Genomic DNA, 23,642 nt, shown 5'->3' on the forward strand with positions numbered 1-23,642 from the left:
GGTTCACGGGTGCGTCGTCGGATCAATTTCAGCAGCGCGATATGGTCTACACAAAAGCCTGTGCGGACAACCGGCCTGTGCCTCTGTGTTGCTTTTTAGCTGGAATCTGTACATTGAGTTTTCCTCGGTTTAAACAATAATCAGGGCCTCCCAACTCCCTGAATATTTGGCCAATCATGGAAGAAATAGCACGTAACTTCGCCGATTTTGATCATCCTGATACAGAATCCATCGCCATCATCCGGGGCCGCGTCCTACAGGCTTTGCAGCATTATTTGCTGGATCGTGACTTCAAACAGCTGATGCCGATTCTGATGTCGCCGATCACTGATCCGCTGAACCACGCGGTGTATCCCGCCGAGATCCAGTACGAAGAGCGGCGCCTGAAACTGACCGCGAGCATGATCTTCCATAAACAGTTGGCACTGACCGCCAAGGGCCACGACAAGATCTTCATCGTCGCGCCGAACATTCGCCTGGAAAAGGCCGAAATCAAGGACTCCGAGAACCACTTGCTGGAGTTCTCGCAGTTCGATTTCGAGATTCGCGACGGCGACATGCATCAGGTCATGGCGCTGATCGAAGGCCTGATCAAGCACGTGTTCAGCGAGGTCAATCAGCATTGCGCCGCCGAGCTCGCGCAGCTCAACCGCCAACTGCCGCACTTCACCAGCGCGTTCCCGATCTACAGCTCCGACGAGTTGCGCGCCGAACACGGCGACGACTTCGAAAAGATCATGTCGGCCAGCGCGCAAACGCCGTTTTTCGTCACCAACTACCGTCGCGAATTCTATGACCGGGAAACCCCGGGCAAGCGCGGCGCGTACAACAACTATGACCTGATTTACCCGGATGGCTACGGCGAGGCGCTGTCCGGTGCGGAGCGCGAGTTCGAATACGAGCAGATCGTCTACCGCATGAACGAGCTGTCGATGGACCTGCAACCGTTCGCCAATTACCTGGAAGTCGCGCGGCGCGGCTTGCTGCACCCGAGCGCCGGCGGCGGTCTGGGGATCGAACGCCTGCTCAAGTTCATCTGCGGCAAGCGACGCATCCGCGACGTCGCGCTGTTCGATCGCACCGTTGGCACCAGCTTCCTGTTCTGACCAAGGACCTGTCTCGCAACGCCTGCCCCGCTGGTCGCGGCGGCTGGCGTTGCCATGGAGAAACACAATGCCTGCACTGCGTATTCACTGGTGTTCGCCGCTCGACAGCGGCCAGCAAAAGGCTTCGGAAAAATACGACACCGGCGCGCTCGATTTTGCCGGCATCGTCGATTTTGCCCAAGAGGCCGACGAGCTGGGAATCGACTCGTTGCTGATGGGGATCAGCTACCACATGCCCGATCCGCTGCCGATGATCGGCGCGCTGGTTCGCGAGACCGAACGGGTCAAGTTCATCCTCGCGTACCGTCCCGGCCTGGTGCCGCCGACCCTGTTCACGCAAATCGTCAACACCGTGTCGTGGATGTCCGACAAGCGCATTTCACTGAATCTGGTGGCCGGGATTTCACCGGACGAACAGGCGTATTACGGCGACTTCGTGGCGCACGACGGGCGCTACGAGCGCACCGGCGAATTCCTCGACATCCTGCATCGGTTCTGGAGCGGTGAATCACCGCTGACCTACCACGGCAAGCATTACCGCATCGAAAAAGCCCAGCTCGGCTTGCCTTTCAAGGACGCCGAGCGCCCGCGCATCTACCTCAGCGGCGCGTCCGACATCGCCCAACAAATTGCGATGAAACACAGCGATTGCTGGCTGCGGTATGGCGACACCCCGCAAGGCATCGCCGAGGCCAGCCGCACCGTGCTGGAATCGGGCTGCTCAGTGGGGATTCGCATGCACGTGCTCGCCCGCGAAACCCGCGCCGAAGCCTTGGCCGCCGTCGAAAGCATGATGGAAAACCCGGACGAACAGCACCGCGAATGGGTTCGCCAATTCGTCGGGCGTTGCGACTCGGAAGCGGTGAAAACTTCGTTCCGCCTGGCCGACAAGGCTGAACACGACTGGCTGTCGCCGATGCTCTGGTCCGGCGCTGTGGCGTACCGTGGCGGTCCGGCGTTGTGCGTGGTCGGCAGCTATCAGGAAGTCGCCGAATACCTGTTCGAGTACAAAAAAGTCGGCGTCAGCGAATTCATTTTCTCCGGTTGGCCGACCCGCGACGAGATGCGCCGCTTCTGCACGTACGTGCTGCCTTACCTGCGCGAACTGGAAACCGTGTGGGATCGCGATCATGCGTGAAACCGGCCTCGACGCACGACACAGCGCCGTCCGCTGGTTCGGCGCCGGGCTGCTGTGCGCGCTGCTGGCCGAGCAAACGGTGCTGTTCGCCGTGCCGCTGATGATCTATCAACTGACCGGCAACGTGCGCTACTCCGGCGTCGCGTTTGCGCTGGAGTGGCTGCCGGCGCTGATCGCTTATCCGTTTGCCGGGCTGCTGGCTGATCGCTTCGGCGGTCGCCTGCTGTTTCGCAGCGCCAACACCGCGCGCGCCTTGAGCCTGGCGCTGACGTTGGGGGTTTGCTGGTATCAGCCGCAATGGATGGTCTGGGCGCTGATCGGCAATGGCATTGTCCTGTCGGTGCTGATGGCGCCGGTGCGCATGGCGGTTGAGAAAAGCGTGCCGCTGATCGCCGGACCGCAGCGTCTGGCGCACTGCCAGTCGCTGGTGCAAAACATGGAGCTGCTGGCCATGGCACTCGGTCCCGCGCTGGCCGCCGGGTTGGCCATGTACGCCGACAAACGCTGGTTGCTCGGTCTGGCGGCGGTGGCGTTGTTCGCCGCATCGATGTTCTGGAAAGGCTTGCCGACCGCGCGAACCGCCAACCACCCGACCAGCATTTTCAAGGATCTGGCCCTCGGCTGGCGCCTGCTGCTCGGCAACCCACCGGTGGTTTCCCTGGCCGCGCTCAACTTCACCATCAACCTCGCGTTTGCCGCGGTGCTCAGCGCCAACGCGTTTGTCATCAGCGGTGTTTTCAGCGCTGCCGACGGCGTGTTCGGGCTGATGAATGCCGGCGCTGGCGCCCTAGGTCTGCTGAATTTTGTGCTGGTACCAAGGCTGCTGGCGCGGATGTCGATCTATCGCCTCGGCGCACTGGGTTTTGCCCTGTTGTGCCTGGGTTTGATCTGCATGGGCGTGGCCGGTGGCGTGCTGCTGTATGCCTTGAGTTTTCTCCTGGCGATGGGCGGTTGCGCATTGTTCAACGTGTTCAACCGCACGCAGCGAATCAAGGCAATCGGCACTGCGCATTTGGGCAAAGTCATGGGCCCGTTCTATCTGGTCAACCTGCTTTCGTACCCGCTCGGCGGCCTGCTCACCGCCACTGTCGGCCACGTCTACGGCGTGCAAGTGCTGATTCTGGTGCTCGCGCTGGTGCTGACGGTGCCCGGCACGCTGCTGTTCATTCTTACCACTCGGCGTTTTCGTCTTGCCCTGGATGGTCCGTCACTCGCCATGGAGGCTTCCCAATGAAAACCTTGCCGCACTGCCTGATCGCCACCGTCGAATCCGACTCGCACATGTGGAACCTGGTGTACCTGCAACTGTGGCTGGCCGAACACGGTTTCAGCGTGAAAAACCTCGGCAGTTGCACGCCGGTAGACGCCGTGCTGGCCGCGCTGCAACAGCGGCGCACGCAATTGCTGGTGGTCAGCAGCGTCAATGGCCACGGCTATTCCCAGGGGCTGGAACTGATCCGCCAGGTGCGCCGATTGCACCCGCACCTGCCCTGCGTGATCGGCGGCAAATTGACCACCTCCGAGGACGAAACCCTCGCGGTCCGGCAACCCCTGATCGACGCCGGTTACCAGCAAGTATTCGTCGGCGCCGATGCCATTCAAGCGTTCAGCGCTTACCTGGGCACGTTGCACAGCCAGCACGACGCCGAACACGCGCCTGCCAACAGCGTGCCGTCCTGGGGCTGAGCCCGGCCACGCCTGTTTCTCTCATTCAAAGGATCACTACGATGCACATCGTTATCGTCAACCGCTGGCCGCGCTTTCGTGACGAGCGCCGCTGGGACAATGAACTGACGCGCTACGAAGATTTCTTCGACCATCAGCAGCACCAGATCAGCTACGTGGTCGATGCGCCGGGTGCCGAAGGCGTGCTTGCCCCGGCGCAGCAAATTGCCCATCAAGTGCAGGTCGGCGACGTCAATCAATACGAGCAATTGCTCGCGGCGGTGGAAGAAGTCATCGCGCGGGTCGGCCCGGTCGATCAACTGATCGCGCTGTCGGAATTCACCCTGGAAATCGCCGCCCGCGTGCGCCAGACCCTGAACATTCCGGGGCACGGCCCGGACGAAGTGGCGGTGTACCGCGACAAGGCGCGCATGAAGGAAATCCTCCAGGCCAAAGGCCTGCGCGTGCCGCCCTTTGCCCGTTGCCAGTCCGTCGAGCAGGCTCTGCACTTCGCTCGCGAGATCGGTTTTCCGCTGATCGTCAAACCCGTGGACGGCGCCGCCAGCATGGGCGTCGAGAAGGTTGAGGACGAGCCGGCGCTGCGCAATCTGTTGAATAACATCGAGCTGTCGCGCTATGAAATCGAAGGTTTCATGCACGGCCAGACGTATCACATCGACGGTTTTGCCGACGTCGACGGCAGCGTGCCGTTCCAGGTGGTTTCGCGTTACATCAACAGCTGCCTGGACTTCGCCAAGGCCCAGCCGCTGGGCTCGGTGATTGTGCAGAAATCGGCGCTGCGCACGCGCATCGAAGCGTTCAGCAAACAGATCCTGCAAGCGCTGAACCTGCGCTGCACCGCGTTTCATCTGGAGATATTCGTCGAGCCGGACGACTCGCTGGTGTTCCTCGAAATCGGCGCGCGGGTCGGTGGCAGCGAAGTGCCTCACCTGATCAACAAAGTCTTCGGCGTCAACTTGTACGAGCACTGGCTGCGACGTCTGGCCGGCGAGCAAGTGCCGTTGCCGGCTGTCAGCCACGACCCGAGCGGCGGCTGGCTGGTGATTCCGAAACCGGCGCGCTTGCCGTGCCGGGTGCTGCGCGCCGATTCATTGCGCGCCGAGTTACCCAACCTCTGGCGCGAATTGTTGCCCGAGCCGGGGCAGATTCTTGAGGCCGGCGGCAGCTATGACGCGCTGCACAGCGGCCGCTTCATTTTTGTCGGCGGCAGCGAAGTTGCCACTGAAAACGATATCCGCCACGCCACCCAGACCTTCCAATTCCAGGCCGAAACGCTATGAACTCCACCACGCCGCAGCCCTTCAACGACGAGTCGTTGCTCGGTCAGCTCAATCGCTATTTCTGCGCCGATGAACGCCGCGCAGTCGCCACGCTGGGTGAGCGGCTGACCGACGCCGCCGGTGGCCTCGACGGGCTGACCCGCTACAAATTGATGGTCGCTTACGGCGGCGGCAAAGACAGTTCCTACACCGTCGCCATGCTCCGCGCCGCGCAATTGCATTTGTCGGTGCTGCATGGCCGCACGTTCCAGTTGCGCATCGCCAACATGCGCCATGCCGGCGTGCCGGATGCGGTGATGGCCAACATTGACCGGGTCTACCGCGCGCTGCATCTGTTCGACGATCCACGGGTGGAAATGCTCGTGGTCGATCACCGGCAGATCCGCCCGTTCGAGCGGCATTTGCCGTTCCCGGACGACGTCCAGACCATGAACCGCTTCGACGTTTTGATGAACGGCCACCGCACCGCTGGCGATGGCCGGCCGACCTTCTGCAACAGCTGCAACCTCGCGGTGGCGGATTTCTACGGCCGGGCCGCGTGGTGGCAGGGCGGCGTCAACGCGGTGGTCACGGGCGATTCGCGCAAGGAACAAAAGCACTATTTCACCTGGATCATGCGTTTGGCCCAGCGTTTGGGGCTGAACGTCGATGAATGCCGGCGTCAGGGTTTTCGCGGTTTGCTGCAAGCGCTGGATGGCGTGGCGCAGGTGTATTTCGTCGAACTATTCGGCGAAGGTTTTGACTACCAGCGTGACGAGCGCCGTGTGGCTTGCGGTGATGACCAGGCGGATCCGGCGTTTATCAGCATCTACGATCTGGTCAGCTACAAGGTTGAGGATCATTGGGAACTGATCACCGAATTCCTCGATTTCCGCTTCGAAGAACTGGCGTTCAGCTTCACCGAATCGGACTGCGCCAACCCGATGTTGATGGCGCACTTTCGCGGCCTCAAGGCGCAATACGTGCAGGGTCGCAGCTACAACCAGGGCATCGCTGAATACCTGGAACTGGCGCAAGCGCTGATGCGCAAGAAAGAAATGCCGCAGCGCCTGATCGACTTGGCGATGGCCGCGTACGCCGATGCCGAGGGCATGCAGGCACGGCGCACGCTCGCGACGACTTTTGCCGAGCAGGCCTTCGGGCTCGATGAAGCACAACTGGTGTGCATGCAATTCGCACCATTCGTTGACAGCGGTCGCGAGCTCTCAAGTTTCCTCGGGCTCTGCCACCCGCAGCGTTTGCCTGAACTCGACGCCTTGCATCAGTTGCTCGGCGGTGAGCGCGAGGACGCGGCGCTGAGCCAGTGGCTGACTCAAGTCAGCGGCCTGCCGTTGCCGGCGTTGCGCAGTTTGTACGCGCACCAGCGCATCGATTTCGACAGCGACGCGACGTTGATCGCACGGGTTCGCGCCGGTGATCCGCACAAGGGCCGCATCAGCCGTTATGACCCGGCGACCGGCGAAACTGTGGTCGAACTGGTTTCGGGACGCTGAAGGCATGAGTGCTTTCCAGGGCGGCCATTTTCAACAATTCATCGAGCGCGCCCGCGCCCGCGACGAACTGGTGGTGCAACCGCGCATGGGTTTCGGCGCGCTGACGCAAATGCGCGCAGGGCTGGAGCGGGTTGCCGCCCTGCCCTGCGCGGCCATCGGCACCATCACCCTCGACAGCTACACGCGCGTCGGCGACTACCAAAGCGCGCTGCAATGCCTCAACAGTTCGAGCCCGATGAACGGCTTTCCGATCATCAGCCACCCGATCGAAGCCGTGCGCGGCATGCTTGATGGCGTGTACGGCGCGCAGTTTCCGATTCAGATCCGCCACGGTACGGCCAAACCGCGGAACGTCTTTCAGCGCTTGGCGGCGTTGGGTCTGGACGCAACGGAAGGCGGGCCGGTGTCGTATTGCATGCCTTACAGCCGTTTGCCGCTGGCCGAGGCGGTCAGTGCCTGGGCGCAGAGTTGCCAGGTGCTGGCCGCCGCCACCGAGCACCCGCATATCGAGAGTTTCGGCGGCTGCCTGTTGGGGCAGTTGTGCCCGCCGTCGATGCTGATCGCCATGACCTTGCTCGAAGCGCTGTTTTTCCGTCAGCACGGCGTGCGCGGGGTGTCGCTGAGCTACGCCCAAGGCACCTCGATGGCCCAGGATTTCGGCGCGCTGCAAGCGTTGCGCGAATTGGCTGGGGAGTATCTCGCCGGCGCTCACTGGCATGTCGTGGTGTATTCCTACATGGGCGTATTCCCGACCACGGCGCACGGCGCTCGTCGGCTGATTTGCGACAGTGCGCGCCTGACCCGCGCCGCCGGTTGCGAGCGGCTGATCGTCAAGACCGTCGCCGAATCACGGCAAATTCCTTCGGTTGACGACAACCTCGATGCCTTGCGCATGACCGCCGACGTCGCCGCCGGTGAGCTCACGCCGATTGATCCGGCGAGCGCCATGTATTACGAGGAAATCGTCTTCGAAGCCCGGCGCCTGATCGAAACCGTGCTCAACCTGCACGCCGACATCGGCGTCGCGCTGATCCAGGCGTTCGCCCGTGGCTTGCTGGACATTCCCTACTGCCTGCACCCCGACAACCCTGGCCGCGCCACCACGCGCATCGACGAAAAAGGGGCGTTGCGCTGGGGCAATATCGGCGGCCTGCCGCTGCCGCGCGCCAGCGGTTGGTCGGCGAATGGCCCGGGCATAAGCTCCTCCGAACTGTTTCAGATGTTGCATTACACGGTGAACCGTTATGACCAACCCTTGCATTGATAACAGCGACGCACCGTTGATTCTGGTGGACGCCTATTCGACCGGCGCCCTGCTCGCTCACTCGCTCGCCGGGCAGCGCCGTTTGTTGCACGTGCGCTCGCGCGCGGACATGCCCGCCGCGTTCGCCGCCAGTTGCCCGAAAAACCTGTTTGCCGAGGATTACAGCGTCGCCGAAGAAGGCCTCGAACCGTTGCTGCGAAAACTCGCCGCGCAGCACCCGGCGGCGGTGTTGACCGGCAGTGAATTCGGCGTCGAACTGGCGGATTTGCTCGCCGCGCGCCTGGGTTTGCCGGGCAACGACCCCGCCACCTCCGCCGCGCGCCGCGACAAGTCGTTGATGGCCGAACGCGTCGCCGAGGCTGGCCTGCCGGTCGCCGCGCAACTGCGCACGCACTCGATGGCACGGGCGCTGGCGTGGTTCAAGGCACGGGGCGGCGCCAGCGTGGTGGCCAAACCACTGGACAGCGCCGGCTCCGACAACGTGTTCATTTGCCACGATGCGCTCCAGTTGCAGAACGCCATCGAGTCGATCCTCGGCGCGACCAACCTGATGATGCTCAACAACGAATCGGTGCTGTTGCAGGAATACCTGACCGGCGCCGAATACGTGATCAACAGCGTCAGCCACGGCGGCCAGCACTGGATCACCGACGTCTGGAAGTGCTCCAAGACCTTCACCGCCGACGGCCGCAAAATCTACGACCGCGAAGACCTGCTGCCGGCAGAGGCGCGCGAGTTGCCCGAGCTGATTGAATACGTGCAAGGCGTGCTCGATGCGCTGGGGATCGTCCACGGCCCGGCGCACACCGAGCTGATCCTCACCGCCAACGGCCCGCGCCTGCTCGAAACCGGCGCGCGCCTGTCCGGGCTGGCCTGCCCACCGGCGCTGCACGCGGCCACCGGCAACGATCAGGTGGCGCTGACCTGCCTCAGTTATCTCGACCCGGCGCGCCTGGCCGACTGGCCCAAACGCTACCGATTGCTGCAACACGCGCGCGGTCTGAACCTGATTGCGCACCAGCCTGGCTTGTTTGCGCAGGGCCACGTGCGCCGTCGCCTCGAAGCGTTGCCGAGTTTTCATAACGTGCGTTTTCGCTGCGCGGAAGGGGCAAGGATTGCGCCGACCATCGACCTCAACAGCTCACCGGGCGCGGTGTTTCTGCTGCACCCGCAGAGCGCCCGCATCGACGCCGACTATCACGCCTGGCGTGACTGGGAAAAGGATTGGTTGTAATCGTTGGTTGCAATCGTCGGCGGAAACCACTGGTGGAAACCTCGGTTGCAACTGCACACAGCCCCGCCAACGGGGCGTAACAAGGAAGAGCGCCATGAGCCTGCATACCCGAACCAAACGACTGACCGTTCCCCAATTGGTCGCTATGAAGGGGCAACAGAAAATCGTTTCCCTGACCGCGTATACCAGCTCTATCGCGAAACTGATGGACCCCTTTGTCGACTTCATACTGGTCGGCGATTCAACCGCGATGGTCGGCTACGGCCGGTCGTCGACACTCGACATGAGCCTGGACGAAATCATCGCGCATACCCGCGCCGTGGTCAGCAGCACGCGCCAGGCCTGCGTGATTGCCGACATGCCGTTCGGCAGTTATCAGGAGTCGCCGCAGCAGGCCTACCGCAACTGCGCGCAAGTGCTGGCGCGTACCGGTTGCGATGCGATCAAACTTGAGGGCGGCGCGGTCCTCGCCGAGACCGTCGAGTTTCTGGTCCAGCGCGGCATCCCGGTGATGGCGCATATCGGCCTGATGCCGCAATACGTCAACGCCATGGGCGGTTTCAAGGCCCAAGGCATGAACGACGCCACGGCCCGGGCCATCGAGGCCGACGCCCGCGCGCACCTGCAGGCCGGCGCATTCAGCTTACTGCTCGAAGGCGTGGCCGAAGGGGTGGCGCGCAAAGTGACGGAATTTTCGCCGATGCCCACCATTGGCATCGGCGCTTCGCTGGCGTGCGACGGCCAAGTGCTGGTGACCGAAGACATGCTCGGGCTCGGCGGCGATCACGTGCCGCGCTTCGTCAAGCAATACGCCGATGTCGGCGCGCTGATCAGCCAGGCGTGCGAAGAGTTCGCGGCCCAGGTGCGCGACGGCACGTTCCCCGAGCCCAAGCACTGTTACGGCGTCAACTGAGCGCCGGGCTCAACTTTCATCCTGAATAGCCTGGGTGAGCATCTTCAGGGCGTGGACGATGTCCTTGCTCCAGTCGATGGTGTAGCTCAGGCGCAAATGATGCTGCCACGCGCCTTGCTGACTGAAGATCTCGCCGGGCGCGATGACGATGCGTTTGGCCAACAGGCGCTCGAAGACGCGGCGCATGTTCACCGGGCGCGTGGACTCGATCCAGAACGCCGCGCCGCCCTGTGGCGCCACCACGCGCAATTGGCCTTCGGTGTGCTCGTGCAACAGCGCTTTCATTCGCTGCATGCGGTCGATCAACATGCTGCGCAGCATCTGCGTGTGCTGGTCGATACGGCGCGTGGTGAATAGCTTGGCAATCGCCTTTTGCCGAATCGGCGACAGACGAAAAGCGCGGTCGAGGAACAAGCGGTGCAGCTCCGGTCCTTGAAAACGGCTCAGCACATAGCCGTAAGGCGCTTCCGAACCGATGATCTTGTCGAACGTGGAAAACACCAGCAAACGCTCCGGGTCGGCGAAGTCGCGATAGCGCGTGGCGCTGGGCTCGAAGCTGAATTCGCCGTAGCTGTCATTCTCGAACAGCCAGATGCGCCGTTCCGCCAACCAGCGGCAAATGGTCTGTTTGTCCTCCGCCGGCATCAGGCTGCCGTGCGGAATATTGACCGTCGACGACAACACCGCGAGGCTGATCGGCTCACGCTGCAATAACGCCTGGACGTGCGCCAGATCGAAGCGTCCGTCGTCGCCCAGCGGCACTTCGATCACGCGGATTTTCGCCGCGTGCAGTTGCCGCAAAATCGCCCACGAACACGGCGATTCCACCAGTGCCACGGTGCCGATCAGGTTCAGCGCTTCGAGGGACAATTCCAGCACGCTACGCAGGTCCGAGCCGATGTACACGTGCTCGGCGCGCCAATAACAGCGGGTTGAGCGCGTGTAACGATCGGCCAGAACGCTGCGCAATTCAGTCTCGCCAAAAGGCTGGTAAAGCGGTGCATGCGAGCGCGGGTATTGGCGCGCCAATTCGCGTTCGGTCATCAGCAACGGGTTTTCCAGCGACAGCAACATCGCTGGCGCATCGCTGCTGAGGGCGAGCATGCCCGGCTGCCGGGCATTGGCGAACACATTGTCGAGCAGGTTCGGCGAACCTTCGTTGAGCAGCGCGGCGGGCATTGCCTTGGTGTAATAACCGAGTTTGGGCCGGGCGTAGATTCGGCCCTGATCTTCGAGCAATGAATAGGCGTATTTGGTGGTCGACACGGACACGTTCAAGCGCTGCGCCAACTGACGCAGCGACGGCAGTTTTTGCTCGCCCTCGGGGTTTGCAGCTTCGATCAGTTCGACGAGGTAGCGGTAGACGGCCTGGTAGGCAAAAGTCGAATCTTTAGTTGGGTTCATGCTCAATCGCTTCAATCCTGGTGCGTTGGGTACTGCGTTTGCCCAGCGAGGTGATGCCTCTTGGTAAACGCCTGCACTCGGCCATCCCTGCCGACACTCGGGCTCGAACTGATGCCGGTCGGTCAAAAAGCGTAATTAGCGGTGAACATGGTGGGTCGTCAAGCAAGGACGGCGCTGCCTCGGCACTCGTCGTGCCGTCGGCCGATCAGAAAGTGGCACGATAGTGCTCGATTTCAGGGAATGACGCCAATCGCAACCGCGCGTTTCGGACGAAACGCGCGGGCTCAACACCTGCGATCAGCGGTGATAACGGCGCACCACGCTGCTGTTTTTCAGTACATGACCTTTGATTTTTTCCAGTAACTGCGTGCGCGTCAAACCGGCGGGCAACGCCTCTGGGGCGAGGTCCAGCGCGTACAACTGAATGATGTAATGGTGCGCGCTGTCGCCGACCGGTGGGCAAGGGCCGACGTAGTGGGTCGAGCCTTTGCTGTTGGTGCCGCCGACGCCTTCGAGCGCGGATTTGGCGCCAACCCCGGCCGGGATCTGATGCGTGGTCGGCTTGATGCCGTAATGCACCCAATGGTCGACGCCCTGACCTTTGCCGCCGTCCGGGTCGTGCATGACGATCGCGTAACTCAGCGTACCGGCAGGGCCGGCGTTCCAGTTCAGCGCGGGCGACTGGTTATGTCCGCCGCAACCGGAAGCGTCGCTGGCGGCAGCCGAAGTGAACAAACGGTCGTCGGTGACGCCGGGGATATTCAGGGTGAAACGTTCCTGGGCCTGCACCGGCATTTGCACGCAGAGGGCGACTGCAACGGCCGCCAGCCAAGGGTTCAGAGAGGTCAATCGGGTCATACCGGAGCACCTTGTGCGGGTTGGGCCGTCGTCGGCTCGCGAACTATAGCCGGACCGTTCGCGCGGTGGCAGTGGCAATTGGGCTGAACCTCGGGATACACCGCAAACTCCATAAAGACACACCTGTTGGAAGAAGCATCTGCCTGGAGCACGCTCATGACCCTGCACCGCGTCGCCCGTTTCGCTGATGTGCCGGAAAACCGCGGCTTGGAAGTGCGCATTGGCGAGACCAAAATTGTCCTGCTGCAGGTCGGCGAGCAATTGCGCGCCTTCCAGGGTGAATGCCCGCACGCCGGGGCGCCGCTGGCCGAAGGTGCGCTGTGTAACGGCCGGCTGATTTGTCCGTGGCACAAAGCGGCTTTTCGTATCGAGGACGGCGCGTTGTGCGAACCGCCGGCGCTGGACAGCCTCAAGCGTTATCCACTGGAAATTCGCGAGGACGAGGTCTGGGTCGACGATCAGCCGCTGATCGACGCGCACACGCCGCCGGCCGACGATGAGCGAGTATTCGTGATCATTGGCGCGGGCGCCGCCGGCACTGCAGCGGCGTGTGCCTTGCGCGAGAAAGGCTTCGGCGGGCGGATTCAGCTGATCGACCGCGAGCCTGACGCCGGTTACGACCGCACGGTGTTGAGCAAGTTTGTGCTTGCCGGGGAAATGCCGCCCGACCAGGTCCCGCCGTTGCGCGAAGAGGATTTCTATCTTGAACAACGCATCGAGCGTGTTCGCGGCGAAGTCGCCAGCCTCGACGCGCAGAACAAAACCGTGCATTTGGTGGATGGGCAAACCCTGAACTACGACGCCGCGTTGCTCGCCACTGGCGGCATTCCGAAACCGCTGGACGTGCCCGGCGCCGACCTGCCGCAGGTGTTCTTGTTGCGCTCGAAAGATCAGGCGCAGCGGATTGTCCAATCAGCCAAACCCGGGCAGCGCGCGGTGGTGATTGGCGACAGTTTTATCGCCATGGAATCGGCGGGCGCCCTGCGCCAATACGGGCTGGAAGTGACGGTGCTGGCGCGTCACGCGATCCCGTTCGCCAAGCAATTCGGCGACACCGTCGGCAAGGCAATTCGCGCCCGCCACGTGGCCAACGGCGTGGTGTTTCACACCGATGGCGAGGCGGCCTCGATTGCCGGAACGGACAAGGTTGAAGCGGTGCTGCTCGATAATGGCCAGCGTCTGCCGGCGGATCTGGTGCTGGTCGGGATAGGCGTCAGCCCGGCGACGCAGGTGTTTGCCGATTTGCCGAAAGAGCAGGACCAATCACTGAAAGTCGACGGTGGCATGCGCGTCAGCGAGGATTTGTGGGCGGTCGGCGACATCGCGACGTTCCCGCTCAACGGCCAGCCGCAGCGCATCGAGCATTGGCGATTGGCCCAGCAACAGGCGCGGATCGCTGCGGCGAACATGCTCGGCGGCGATGAGCATTATCTGGATGTGCCTTTTTTCTGGACCTGGCATTTCGGCAAGAATTACCACTACCTCGGGCATGCCGAAAGTTGGGACGAAGTCGAGTTCAAGGGTGATCCCTGCCATCCGCCGTTTATCGGGCTGTTTGGCAAGCACGGCGTGGTGGTGGCGGCAGTGGCGTGCGAAGAGGATCGCGCGATGGCGATGCTGGCGGAGCGGATGAAACAGCCGTTGCCGATGGACGAGGCCTGGACGCTGCTGCGCGACTTGCCTTGACCCTGTGGGAGCACGGCTTGCCCGCGATGGCGATCTCACGGGCGCCTTCGCGGGCAAGCCTTGCTCCCACAACAGCGGATCGCGCGGGCACTGATGTTGACCTCGACTTTGATCCTGTGGGAGCACGGCTTGCCCGCGATAGCGATCTCACGGGCGCCTTCGCGGGCAAGCCTTGCTCCCACAACAGCGGATCGCGCGGGCACTGATGTTGACCTCGACTTTGATCCTGTGGGAGCACGGCTTGCCCGCGATAGCGATCTCTCGGGTGCCATCGCGGGCAAGCCTTGCTCCCACAACAGCGGATCGCGCGGGCCTTGATGTTGATCTCGACTTTGATCCTGTGGGAGCACGGCTTGCCGGCGATGGCGATCTCACGGGTGCCTTCGCGGGCAAGCCTTGCTCCCACAACAGCGGATCGCGCGGGCCTTGATGTTGATCTCGACTTTGACCCTGTGGGAGCACGGCTTGCCGGCGATGGCGATCTCACGGACGCCATCGCGGGCAAGCCTTGTTCCCACACAAGCCTTGCTCCCACAACAGCGGATCGCGCTAACGATGAATCAGCGGCGCCCGCTCACGTCATCTTCGGCCGGCAATCGAATCACCAACGGTCGCTGCAGCGGCGCATTCAGCGGCAAATAATGCGGGACCACATGGCTGACGTCGCCGTCCTGATTGTTGTGAATCGTCATCGAACCCGGTGCGCGCAATTGCGCCAGACCATCGCCGGTGATCTTGAAGCTCTTGCTCAAACCGTGGTCATCGACCACCGGCGCGGCGAGTCGGCGCTGGGCGTAACTCCTGCTTTTGCGATGCTGATAACGCGCCCAGGTCACCAGGATCAGCGCGTTGACCACCGCCACCCACAAATAAATCTGCAAGGTGCCCAGCGCGTCAAACGCCGACGGCTCGATCAAGGCGCCGCCGCGAGTATCAATCAACGGCCACAATCCGCGGATCAGCATATACAGCAGGCCGACCCACGCGAGCACGGTGAACAATGCGTCGATAACCAGCAGGATCGGGCGCTGTCGGGTTCTGATGATTTTCATTTGATGACCTCTTCTTCCTCATCAACCAGCGGTTTGATGCCCCGGTCCGGACTGACCCAGCGCGCACGTTTTTGATGCTGACCAAACAGCACCTTGGGGAAACTCACCAGCGTCGTCAGCAGGCTGACGAACCAGAAGACCAGCGGATACCAGATGACCCAGAACATCGTCTTGCCCAGGCCTTTCTCATAACGCCGGTCGATCAGGATGCTCACCGCAAATTGCATCAGGCACACCAGCGCCAGCAGCAACCCGGTGAAGGCTGGCGGCAACAGGTTATGCACGGCGATGGCTTCCGGCATTTCGACGTATTTGCCGACCACCCAGAACACCACCGACAGCAGAAACGTGAAGGCCCAACCGGTGGACAGGCAGTATTCGAACAGCAGCGGCCACAGGTAACGGTGGCGGTATTGCCAGATGCCCCGGATGTTCTTGAACAACACTTCGGCGCCGCCCTGAGCCCAGCGCAGACGCTGCTTCCACAGGCCGCCGAGGGTTTCCGGCATCAGAATCCAGCACAACGCGCGCGGCTCGTAAAAGATGCTCCAGTGGTCCAGTTGCAGCTTCCAGCTGATGTCGATGTCTTCGGTGATCATGTCGGTGCTCCAGTAACCGACACGGTGCAGCGCCGAACGGCGGAACGCGACGATCACCCCGGACACGGTAAAGATCCGCCCGAACACCCGTTGCGTGCGCTTGATCAAACCGATGATCGAGGAGAATTCGCCGACCTGCACCCGCCCGATCAAGGTTGAACGCGTACGAATGCGCGGGTTGCCGGTCACGGCGCCGAGGCGCGCGTTGTCGAGCATTGGCGCGACCAGATACGCCGCGGTGTTCGGCGCCAGCAGCGCGTCACCGTCGATGCACACCAGGTATTCGCTGCGCGCGGCGATGGCACCCATGCGCAGGGCCACGGCTTTGCCCTGGTTTTCCGCAAGGTGCAGCACGCGCAAACGCGGGTCTTGTTCGGCCAAGGCGTCGAGCACGGCGGCGGTGTTGTCCTTGGAACCGTCGTTGATCGCGATCACTTCGATGTTCGGGTAATGCTGGGCCAGCGCCGCGTGGATGGTGTCGGCGGCGTTGTCACCTTCGTTGTAGCAAGGGATCAGGATCGAGATCAGCGGCTCGCCGGCCAATGGCGGCGGCAGCGTGTCGTCCTTCCATGGCCAGTGACGCTCCCAGTGCAGCCAGAAATACAGGCCACCGGCGATCCACAGCGCCGACATGAACAGTGGATAAAAGAACACGAAGTCCATCAGGAATTGGCCGGTGACCAGGAAGATCAGCCCCAGGGGTATCCCGAGGACGATCGCCAGTACCAGCAGGGCCAGCAGTCTGTCCAGCATGTTATGGATTCCACTTGTTGGAGAGCGCGGGCCGCACGGCTTTCAGGTCCGGCTGGTTCTCGAGGAAATTGTCCGGGTAGTAACCAAAACTGACGGCGCCCTGACGCTTGAGGCGGCCCATCCAGTCGGCGAGTTGCGCGCCTTTGATGTCGGAATCGGTTTGTTTGGTCCAGTCTTTGGCCTGCAACTCGAACACCGTGCGATCGAGCGCTCCGGGACGTGCCTTGACCGTCGCCACCAGCGCTTCGAGCCAAGGCCCGGATTGCGCGTAGGTCTGTTTTTCCATCAGCGGCATGGCCATCGGCGCCGTCCAGTCGTAGGTGCCGAGGAAGTCGTCGAGGTTCTGCGCGAACCACGCTTCGCTCTCGGGATTGAGCATCGGTTCGGCAAAGATATTGCGCGCGGTTTGCACCTGCGGGCCGCGAATGGCACGGACCTTGGCCGTCAGTTCGTTAGTGAAATCGATCAGGTAACGGCTCTTGAAACGCGTCCAGCGTTGCAGCGTCGCAGGGTCATCGCGCAGCTCGGCAATCGAGCCCGGCAAGCCGTTGGCGGCGTAGACCTTGAGCGCGTCGGGGCCGGCGTCTTCGAAGTCCGACATCACCGCATCGTCGTGGTAAAGAATGCCGTCGACCGACGTCAGGCGGGCCACGTCTTCGTAGATTTCACCGATAATCCGGCGCACGTTCGGGTCGTACGGCGACAGGCGTTTGTACTGGTCCGGGTCGACCGAAGTGGCGCCGGTTTTCGGGTCCCAGCGGGTCACGCGCGGCAGCTTCGCATCGAGGCCGAAACTCAGCACCGGCATCCACGCATAGACTTTGACGTGAGCGCGAGTGCGCAACTGCCAGGCGACCCGATCAAAGATGTCGGCGCGCACCGGCAAGTGGCGGTTGGGGAAGTACAACGCGTGCACCAGGCCATCGCCCTTCGGGTCGGCGAAGGCTTGCAGGAACACGGTGTTGGCGCCCATGTCGGACATGCGCTGGATCAGTTTGCCGAGGTTGACTTCCTGTTGCGCCGGGTCCGGGTCGTAGACGTTATCCAGGTCGACGTGCACCACGCGCATCGGCGACGTCGATTGCACACCGACGACGCTGTTGGCGAAGCGTTCGCTGTCCGGGTCCGAGGCCACCAGAAAACGTGGGCCGCTCATCAGGTTGTCGAGGGAATCGAGACCGTCGTCGAGCGTCAGGGCCATTTGGTAGCCTTGCTCGTTGACCACTTGCAGCGTGCTGCCGTCCGCCGCGCCGTACGGCCAGACCCAGACACGCGGTTTGTAACCGGTGACCTTGCGGATTTTCTCGGTGATGGCAGCGACGTCGGCACGCATCCGCGCCTGGAACTCGGCTTCGCTTTCGTAGCGACCTTTCGCCGGATCGTAGCCACGGGTCGCAGCGGCCGGTTGCAAGTTGCCTTGCGGGTTGGCCAACACGCCTTTGTGGCTGGCGTCGGTGTGCGCGGCGATTTCCACCAGACCGGATTGGGAGATCTCGCGCACCTGATCCCAGGTGAGGAAGTCCGAGCGCTGGCGCGGGGTGCCGGCGAAATCTACCGGTTGGTTCAGCGGCGTGTCGATCCAGGACCCGACCGGCGCCAGCAACGCGTGCCAGTTATAGGCGCGCAGCACCGGCATGACGCGGGTGTAGAAACTCGAATAACCGTCGTCGAAACTCAACAGGATGGCTTTCGGCGGCAGTTCCGGGCCACCGTTGCGCGCGGCCATGATCTGGTCGACGGTGACCGGTTTGTAGTTGTTTTCGCGCAGCCACGCCAGTTGCTCGATCATTCGCTCGGTGCGCACCGCGACCACCGCTTGATCGGGGTCACGGTCTTCGACGTCGTGGTAGGCGATGCCGAGCACGTGGTTTTTCGGCCACGGCTTTTCGTTGACCGGCACCGGGCGTTCGGAGGGCGGCGTGAACGCCGGGGCTTGCTGGGCGCAGGCGCTGATCAGCAACGCTCCCAGCAAAAGGATGAAACGCGAGATAAAAGGCATTTTCAAACTCTTCTAGAAGCGGAAAGTGAAGTCGACGAGCAGGCGCAGATCGGTTTCGCGATCGCCGTCATAAGGCCGGTTGATGACCGTCACCAGACCGCCCACCTCGAATACGTCATTCCAGCTGTAGCGCTGGCCGTAGCCCACCAGGCCGACGCCGGCGGTGCCGTGATCGCGTTGGCTGTAAGTGCCCGCACCGGCCTGGAACTGCTGGCTCCAGGAGGTTTCGTAACGGCGATACAGCACGTGGTTGACGTTGACCGTCGGCAGCACGCTGAAGTCCGATTTCGGGTTGAAGTACGGCACGTCTTCGGACGCCGAGTTGTGGCTGGTGCCGACTTCGAGGCCGACGTCGACTTGCATCTTCGGCGTGGTGTAGACGCCTTCGCGTCCGGTCAGCAAGGCTTCAACGCGGTTGTTGCCATCGCTGAAATGCGAAGGGCTGACGGCGAGTCGCCATTCGCGGCTTTCATTGGCGCGCCAGCGCAGGAACGCGCTGCCACCGTTGGCGCTGATGTCGCTGTTGAGCGCGCGCAACGGTGTGTCGGCCGAGAGGTACGCGAGGCTGCCGCCGTACTGCCAGTGATCGTTGATGTCGCGGGCAATCGCCAGGCGCGCGCCCTGTTTGTTGCCGTAGCCGTAATTGTGATTGGACACTTCCGCTTCGAGGGTCATGTCGCGGGTGCGTCGCTCGACGCCGAGGCGTTGCGTGCGATCGCGCCCGGTGCCTTCCTGGAAATCGCCAGTGGCGTAACCGGCACCGGCGAACACGCGCCAGTCTTCGTCGATCGGCGGGCTGTACAGCACGCTTTCGATCCCGAAATCCTTGCTCCCGGTGACCGCGCCGGCGTTGCTGTCGCTGCCGCCATAACTCTTGCCGCCGTAGCTCTGCACGCGCAGTTCGGCCATGTCATGCACTTCACGCTGACGCTGCAAACGCTGGACCTGACGGTTGTCCGGGTAACGCGCGGCAACGTCGTCGGTGAGCACGTCCATCTGCCGCCATTCCTGCAATTCCATTGCGGTGTGCGCCTGCGCCACTTCGAGGCCAACGTCGCGCGGCACCATGCTCTCGGTTTCCTTGAGCTGCAGTTCGGCGCGGCGCGGCAACCCGCGCGCCAGCGATAAGTCAGCCTGCGCCAGACGCAAACCGGTATTGCCCGGCGCCTGATCGACCAAGGTCTGCAAGCGCTGCTCACCGGTCGGCAGGTCGGCGCCGTAGGTCCCGGCTTGCGCGGCGAGTTGCTGCGCGTCCATCCATTCATCGTTGGGGTTACCGGCCGGCAAACCCTTGAGTTCGACGCGCGGTTTCTGCGATTTCGCCAGGTTCTCGGCGACGCTGCGTGCCTCGTCAGCGTTGTCGCTTTCGAGCAACGCGTAATACAGCGCGGTGCTGTCTTCGAGGCGATTGCCGACGTCGGCATCCGGCGCTACCAGCACTTGGCGATAGAGGTCGGTGGCGATTTCCGGCTGACGCTGGTCGAGGTAGGACGAAGCCACCCAACGCAAGGCGTAAGTCGGAATCTTCACGCCTTCGGCCTGCAGTTTTTGATATTCGCTGATGACTTCAGCGCTGCGCGCGCGGGCCTTGAGCGCGCCCATGCGGTCGATGCGCCAGCGCGTGACGTCCTCGCGGGCGCTTGGGTCCGGGCTCCACGTGGCGAGCAATTTGTCGTAATCGGCGAGCGCGCGATCAGCGATCACGTAACGGTCTTTTTCGTTGCGCGTCGCCAGTTCGGCCAGACGCACGCGCTCGGCGGCCAGATCACCTTCGAGGCGACGCGTCTGCACCGGATCGATCAGCCCCGGCCGTTGCTTGGCTAGACGCAGCGCCGGTTCCGGCAGGCGCGCACGTTGCAGCGCGGTGAGGTATTCACGGGCGACTTCAGGTTTGCTGCCGGCGCGGATGAACGCCTGATCGTATTCGAACAGCGCGTCGTAATTATTGCCGGCGCGGGTCAAGGCATACGCCAACGCCATGCGTCGGGTGGCGTCGTCCGGTTTCGCTGCCACCAGGGCTTTGGCGCGAGTGACCGAGGCGTCGGGTTTGCCGGCATCAGCCTGGGTCAGGGCCAAGCCAAGTTGCAGGTCGGTGTTCTGCGGTTCCAGCGCCAACGCCTTGTTGTAGACGTCGGTCGCGGCGTCCCAGCGCTTGAGGTTGCGATACGCGCGCGCGGTCGCGGTCAACGCCTGAACCGGCAGCGCAAGGTTGCGCCCCTGGGTTTCATAGACCTGCACCACTTCGGCGTCGAGCCCGGCCCAACTGGCGATCTGCAAGTGATCGCTGACCTGGCCGGCGGTCGCCTGGCTCGGCGGCACCTGACGCAGCAGCGTCAGCGCGGGCGCGTAATTGCCCGCGCGCGCATCGCGCACCGACTGATCGTAAGGCGTGTCGGCGAACGCCAGCGCAGGCCAGAGCAATTGGCTGCACAGCGCAACGCGCAACAACGGGCGTAAGCCACGATGAATAAAGGGACCTGCAAAACGCGGCATTCGTCAGCATCCTTACATGGCCAGCCGGGTCGCAATGCCCCTTTGCCCATTCGTGATGGAAAGCTGGGTCGGGAGGACCCAGCCAGCGTATCGGGGCGCAGTCTTGCATGCGAAAGCGGTCAGCTATTCAGAACACAATATTTGTTCAGATTCGTGACATTCGGCTCCTCGTGATCAGCGGATTCTCAAACCCCGGACAGCAAAACGCCCGGCACTTCAGGCCGGGCGTTTGCGTTGAAACCCTTGGGTTTACTGGATTTGCCCAGCGCCGCCGAGTTTGCTCATGACGAAGCTGACGAACTGCTCAACGGTCATTTTCTGGCCGTTGAAATCTACCTGATTGTTCGCGTAATGCAGTTTGGTCACCACGTTGGTGCCGTCAATCGTCGCCAGTTGCGTGCCCACCGCCATGCTGCTGAACATGTCGCTGGTGGCAGTGGCCTGATCGACGATCAGCTTGGCGTCGGTCTGGCCATCCGCTTGGGCCTGCAGGCTCAGCAGGTCAACCAGCATTGGCTTGGACACCTGCACGTTGAGGTCCAGCAGCGCGAGCAACTGGCGCACCAGTTGATCTGGCGGCAGGTCCATCGAGGCTGGTTTGGTCAGGTCGACCACCAGGTTGGCGCGGCTCTCGCCGTTTTCGCTTTTGAACGACAGATTTTCCAGCGCGAACTGCGGGCCACCGGCCAGAAGTTTTTCCAGGCCAGCCTTGACCTGGGCTTCTTCGGCCGGAGTCAGGTTCAGCTCTGGCGCCGGCAGACCGGCGGCAGCGGCTTCAGCGGCAGCCTTTTCGTATGGCTGCAATTTGTCCTGGTAGATTTCCATCAACGACATGGTCGCCGGGATATCAAGGTTCTTCAGGCTCATGGCCATTTGCGCGGAACCGACGGTTTTGCCGTTGAACGTGATTTCGCCAACCTTGTAATCGGCACGCCCGGAAGCGCTGGTGCCGGATTCTTCAGTCTGGTTTTTCATCTCGAACTTGTTCACGCCGACCACCGATTGCTTGGCGCCGAACGTGGTTTTGCTGCTGGTCAGCTCGATGGTGTTTTCGCCGGTGTAATAACCGTAGGTGCTCTTGGCCAGATTGCTCGCCAGGGTCAGGCCGTTCAGCTCGACCAGCACCGGTGCCTGATCTTCCGACACGGTGGTCAGCTTCAGGCTGTCCATGTAGCCGTTGGCCTTGACCTTCTTGGCCTCGGCGCTGGCATCGACGTCCATGTTCAGGCCGGAAAACTTCAGGCTCGACTTGTCATCCAGGGCCACTTCCAGCGGCAGCAATTCGAAATTGCCGTTGGTGGACTTGTCGTAACCGATATTGACCACGCCTTTGACCGGCGACTGGCCGTTGGCGGCCGCAAACCATTTTTCGGTGGTCGGGGTTTTTTCCAGTTCGAAGTGGTTGGTCGCCATCACCGGCAGCCATTTCAGCGAAACCAGGCGCGAGAACGGCAGCGGGCCGTGTTCGACGCGATCGACGAAGAGCAATTCGACCGGCGCCGGGCCGAACATTTCGCCTTCGCCCTTGAGGCGGTAATGCGCGGTGCTGCTGAATACGCCACGTTCCACGGACACCAGTTCCAGCGACGCGTTGCCGTTGGAGCCTACCAGCGCGGTTTGCAGCTCCTTGTTGGCGTCCGCCACGGAGGAAGTCAGAACGCCTTCCAGTTTAGTGCCGGTGTACCACGCCCCGCCGGCGCTGATGGCACCGATGGCGACGACAATTCCAAGAAGCACGCCTGCTGATTTATTCATGAATTACCCGATCAATGTCCGTTGTTGAAATGTGGTCGTCTTCCCTGAACCCATGTCGGGTTGTGGTCGCGACTGTGCTGAAAGTGCGGTGGAGATTAGCATTTGCGCGGCGCGAAGGCCCAATGTTTAAAGGTGAAAGAGTGTCTATGGACCCTGTACCGGGGTTGAGAGTTTCGGCGCTCATGAAAACGCCTTCGCGGGCAAGCCTCGCTCCTACAAGGAGAATGCGATCCCCTGTAGGAGCGAGGCTTGCCCGCGAAGGCGTCAGACCTGCGAACACAGAATCAGGAATACTGCACTTCAATCTCATCCAGCTGATGATCAAAGCTCTTCAGCCGCGCCGTCCACGTATAGACCAGCACTTCGAAATCGCGATTGATCACCGCCCCGCCCATGACTTCCGCGCGCGGGTCGCAGAAGTCCAGTTGATAGCGCTCGCGGGCCATGGCGTTGGCGACATCGCAGAGCTCACGGGCATTGTTCAGCCAGTGCCAGCCTTCTTCGGTGACTTGCTTGTCGAGCGCCAGGCATTGGGTTTTCAAGGCTTCGAGGCTTTTTTCCAGCGGCGTGCCGGTGAGTTCGCCCATGACTTCCTGGAACGTGCGCCCCGGCTGCCAGTAACTGCCCCAGAAATAGCGGTCGAACACCGTTTCGACCCGGCGCAGCGCAACCTTGGTGTCCCAGATCAGCACGCGGGTCTTGCCTTGTTCGAGGTGTCGTTTCTTGATGCGTGCGCCCTGCACCGAGGACCAGGCAACCACGACGATGGACATCACCGCAATCAGCGCCGCTGCGCTGTCGAGGAACACCAGCGCCTTGTCGATCTGATGGGCGAGCATGATGCCGTAGAAATAGGTGGCCGACAGCAGCACCAACGCCGCAATAGCGCACCAGAAGCCGGGAGCATAAGGGTTTTTCATTATTAGAGT

At 62.3% G+C, this 23,642-nt stretch carries 18 protein-coding genes; 10 read left to right on the forward strand and 8 right to left on the reverse strand.

The window, feature by feature from the left end:
• Positions 1-176 precede the first annotated feature (176 nt).
• The 9 genes from BLU01_RS11870 to panB all read left to right on the forward strand — a co-directional run bounded on the left by BLU01_RS11870 (position 177) and on the right by panB (position 10,114).
• A complete protein-coding gene (locus tag BLU01_RS11870) occupies positions 177-1,106 on the forward strand; it encodes an asparagine synthetase A (RefSeq protein WP_092275211.1) in 930 nt (309 codons plus the stop codon).
• A 67-nt stretch (positions 1,107-1,173) separates the two neighbouring features.
• Complete coding sequence (locus tag BLU01_RS11875; RefSeq protein WP_092275214.1) at positions 1,174-2,244, forward strand: LLM class flavin-dependent oxidoreductase; 1,071 nt, start codon at positions 1,174-1,176, stop codon at positions 2,242-2,244.
• Positions 2,237-3,478, forward strand: coding sequence for an MFS transporter (locus BLU01_RS11880; RefSeq protein WP_092275217.1), 1,242 nt, complete (start codon positions 2,237-2,239; stop codon positions 3,476-3,478). The genes BLU01_RS11875 and BLU01_RS11880 overlap by 8 nt, the downstream gene beginning before the upstream one ends.
• On the forward strand, positions 3,475-3,930 hold the full coding sequence (locus BLU01_RS11885) for a cobalamin B12-binding domain-containing protein (RefSeq protein ID WP_092275220.1): 456 nt from the start codon (positions 3,475-3,477) through the stop codon (positions 3,928-3,930). Before BLU01_RS11880 ends, BLU01_RS11885 begins: the two co-directional genes overlap by 4 nt.
• A gap of 41 nt (positions 3,931-3,971) precedes the next feature.
• On the forward strand, positions 3,972-5,210 hold the full coding sequence (locus tag BLU01_RS11890; RefSeq protein WP_092275223.1) for an ATP-grasp domain-containing protein: 1,239 nt from the start codon (positions 3,972-3,974) through the stop codon (positions 5,208-5,210).
• Positions 5,207-6,703, forward strand: coding sequence for a hypothetical protein (locus BLU01_RS11895; protein ID WP_092275226.1), 1,497 nt, complete (start codon positions 5,207-5,209; stop codon positions 6,701-6,703). Before BLU01_RS11890 ends, BLU01_RS11895 begins: the two co-directional genes overlap by 4 nt.
• A gap of 4 nt (positions 6,704-6,707) precedes the next feature.
• A complete protein-coding gene (locus BLU01_RS11900; protein WP_092275229.1) occupies positions 6,708-7,967 on the forward strand; it encodes a methylaspartate mutase in 1,260 nt (419 codons plus the stop codon).
• Complete coding sequence (locus tag BLU01_RS11905) at positions 7,948-9,201, forward strand: ATP-grasp domain-containing protein (RefSeq protein ID WP_092275232.1); 1,254 nt, start codon at positions 7,948-7,950, stop codon at positions 9,199-9,201. The genes BLU01_RS11900 and BLU01_RS11905 overlap by 20 nt, the downstream gene beginning before the upstream one ends.
• A gap of 94 nt (positions 9,202-9,295) precedes the next feature.
• Positions 9,296-10,114 (forward strand): 3-methyl-2-oxobutanoate hydroxymethyltransferase, encoded by an 819-nt coding sequence (gene panB, locus BLU01_RS11910; RefSeq protein ID WP_092275235.1) that lies wholly within the window; start codon positions 9,296-9,298, stop codon positions 10,112-10,114.
• Positions 10,115-10,123: 9 nt separating this feature from the next.
• Here the strand turns inward: panB and BLU01_RS11915 are convergent, their stop codons facing one another.
• Together BLU01_RS11915 and BLU01_RS11920 are read right to left on the reverse strand one after the other, a co-directional pair.
• Positions 10,124-11,518 (reverse strand): aminotransferase-like domain-containing protein, encoded by a 1,395-nt coding sequence (locus BLU01_RS11915; protein WP_092275238.1) that lies wholly within the window; start codon positions 11,516-11,518, stop codon positions 10,124-10,126.
• Positions 11,519-11,815: 297 nt separating this feature from the next.
• Complete coding sequence (locus BLU01_RS11920; protein ID WP_092275241.1) at positions 11,816-12,376, reverse strand: YbhB/YbcL family Raf kinase inhibitor-like protein; 561 nt, start codon at positions 12,374-12,376, stop codon at positions 11,816-11,818.
• A gap of 156 nt (positions 12,377-12,532) precedes the next feature.
• Here BLU01_RS11920 and BLU01_RS11925 point away from each other — a divergent pair, with 156 nt between their 5' ends.
• Positions 12,533-14,062: an apoptosis inducing factor family protein gene (locus BLU01_RS11925; RefSeq protein WP_092275244.1), complete on the forward strand. Its 1,530-nt coding sequence runs from the start codon at positions 12,533-12,535 to the stop codon at positions 14,060-14,062.
• A 560-nt stretch (positions 14,063-14,622) separates the two neighbouring features.
• Here BLU01_RS11925 and pgaD read toward each other — a convergent pair.
• The 6 genes from pgaD to BLU01_RS11955 all read right to left on the reverse strand — a co-directional run bounded on the left by pgaD (position 14,623) and on the right by BLU01_RS11955 (position 23,633).
• The gene (gene pgaD / locus BLU01_RS11930; RefSeq protein ID WP_092275247.1) at positions 14,623-15,114 is read right to left on the reverse strand and encodes a poly-beta-1,6-N-acetyl-D-glucosamine biosynthesis protein PgaD; all 492 of its coding nucleotides are present in this window, start codon (positions 15,112-15,114) and stop codon (positions 14,623-14,625) included.
• Positions 15,111-16,466, reverse strand: a complete 1,356-nt coding sequence (pgaC, locus tag BLU01_RS11935) for a poly-beta-1,6-N-acetyl-D-glucosamine synthase (protein WP_092275250.1) — start codon at positions 16,464-16,466, stop codon at positions 15,111-15,113. The genes pgaD and pgaC overlap by 4 nt, the downstream gene beginning before the upstream one ends.
• Position 16,467: 1 nt before the next feature.
• Entirely contained in the window at positions 16,468-18,465 is a 1,998-nt protein-coding gene (gene pgaB / locus BLU01_RS11940) for a poly-beta-1,6-N-acetyl-D-glucosamine N-deacetylase PgaB (RefSeq protein ID WP_092275253.1), read from the reverse strand.
• Between the two features lie 12 nt (positions 18,466-18,477).
• Positions 18,478-20,958 (reverse strand): poly-beta-1,6 N-acetyl-D-glucosamine export porin PgaA, encoded by a 2,481-nt coding sequence (pgaA, locus tag BLU01_RS11945; protein WP_092275256.1) that lies wholly within the window; start codon positions 20,956-20,958, stop codon positions 18,478-18,480.
• A 249-nt stretch (positions 20,959-21,207) separates the two neighbouring features.
• Positions 21,208-22,713: a YdgA family protein gene (locus BLU01_RS11950; protein WP_092275259.1), complete on the reverse strand. Its 1,506-nt coding sequence runs from the start codon at positions 22,711-22,713 to the stop codon at positions 21,208-21,210.
• A gap of 284 nt (positions 22,714-22,997) precedes the next feature.
• Positions 22,998-23,633 carry an NADH:ubiquinone oxidoreductase subunit N gene (locus tag BLU01_RS11955; protein WP_092275262.1) on the reverse strand — a complete coding sequence of 212 codons (636 nt, stop codon included), beginning with the start codon at positions 23,631-23,633 and terminating at the stop codon, positions 22,998-23,000.
• Between the last annotated feature and the right edge of the window lie 9 nt (positions 23,634-23,642).

It is taken from the genome of Pseudomonas prosekii (genome assembly GCF_900105155.1).
Taxonomy (GTDB): domain Bacteria; phylum Pseudomonadota; class Gammaproteobacteria; order Pseudomonadales; family Pseudomonadaceae; genus Aquipseudomonas; species Aquipseudomonas prosekii.

Bases quoted from the DNA above. Each gene is read 5' to 3' on its own strand.
- BLU01_RS11870 (WP_092275211.1), top strand. From the start codon at position 177: ATGGAAGAAATAGCACGTAACTTCGCCGATTTTGATCATCCTGATACA.
- BLU01_RS11875 (WP_092275214.1), top strand. From the start codon at position 1,174: ATGCCTGCACTGCGTATTCACTGGTGTTCGCCGCTCGACAGCGGCCAG.
- BLU01_RS11880 (WP_092275217.1), top strand. From the start codon at position 2,237: ATGCGTGAAACCGGCCTCGACGCACGACACAGCGCCGTCCGCTGGTTC.
- BLU01_RS11885 (WP_092275220.1), top strand. From the start codon at position 3,475: ATGAAAACCTTGCCGCACTGCCTGATCGCCACCGTCGAATCCGACTCG.
- BLU01_RS11890 (WP_092275223.1), top strand. From the start codon at position 3,972: ATGCACATCGTTATCGTCAACCGCTGGCCGCGCTTTCGTGACGAGCGC.
- BLU01_RS11895 (WP_092275226.1), top strand. From the start codon at position 5,207: ATGAACTCCACCACGCCGCAGCCCTTCAACGACGAGTCGTTGCTCGGT.
- BLU01_RS11900 (WP_092275229.1), top strand. From the start codon at position 6,708: ATGAGTGCTTTCCAGGGCGGCCATTTTCAACAATTCATCGAGCGCGCC.
- BLU01_RS11905 (WP_092275232.1), top strand. From the start codon at position 7,948: ATGACCAACCCTTGCATTGATAACAGCGACGCACCGTTGATTCTGGTG.
- panB (WP_092275235.1), top strand. From the start codon at position 9,296: ATGAGCCTGCATACCCGAACCAAACGACTGACCGTTCCCCAATTGGTC.
- BLU01_RS11915 (WP_092275238.1), bottom strand. From the start codon at position 11,518: ATGAACCCAACTAAAGATTCGACTTTTGCCTACCAGGCCGTCTACCGC.
- BLU01_RS11920 (WP_092275241.1), bottom strand. From the start codon at position 12,376: ATGACCCGATTGACCTCTCTGAACCCTTGGCTGGCGGCCGTTGCAGTC.
- BLU01_RS11925 (WP_092275244.1), top strand. From the start codon at position 12,533: ATGACCCTGCACCGCGTCGCCCGTTTCGCTGATGTGCCGGAAAACCGC.
- pgaD (WP_092275247.1), bottom strand. From the start codon at position 15,114: ATGAAAATCATCAGAACCCGACAGCGCCCGATCCTGCTGGTTATCGAC.
- pgaC (WP_092275250.1), bottom strand. From the start codon at position 16,466: ATGCTGGACAGACTGCTGGCCCTGCTGGTACTGGCGATCGTCCTCGGG.
- pgaB (WP_092275253.1), bottom strand. From the start codon at position 18,465: ATGCCTTTTATCTCGCGTTTCATCCTTTTGCTGGGAGCGTTGCTGATC.
- pgaA (WP_092275256.1), bottom strand. From the start codon at position 20,958: ATGCCGCGTTTTGCAGGTCCCTTTATTCATCGTGGCTTACGCCCGTTG.
- BLU01_RS11950 (WP_092275259.1), bottom strand. From the start codon at position 22,713: ATGAATAAATCAGCAGGCGTGCTTCTTGGAATTGTCGTCGCCATCGGT.
- BLU01_RS11955 (WP_092275262.1), bottom strand. From the start codon at position 23,633: ATGAAAAACCCTTATGCTCCCGGCTTCTGGTGCGCTATTGCGGCGTTG.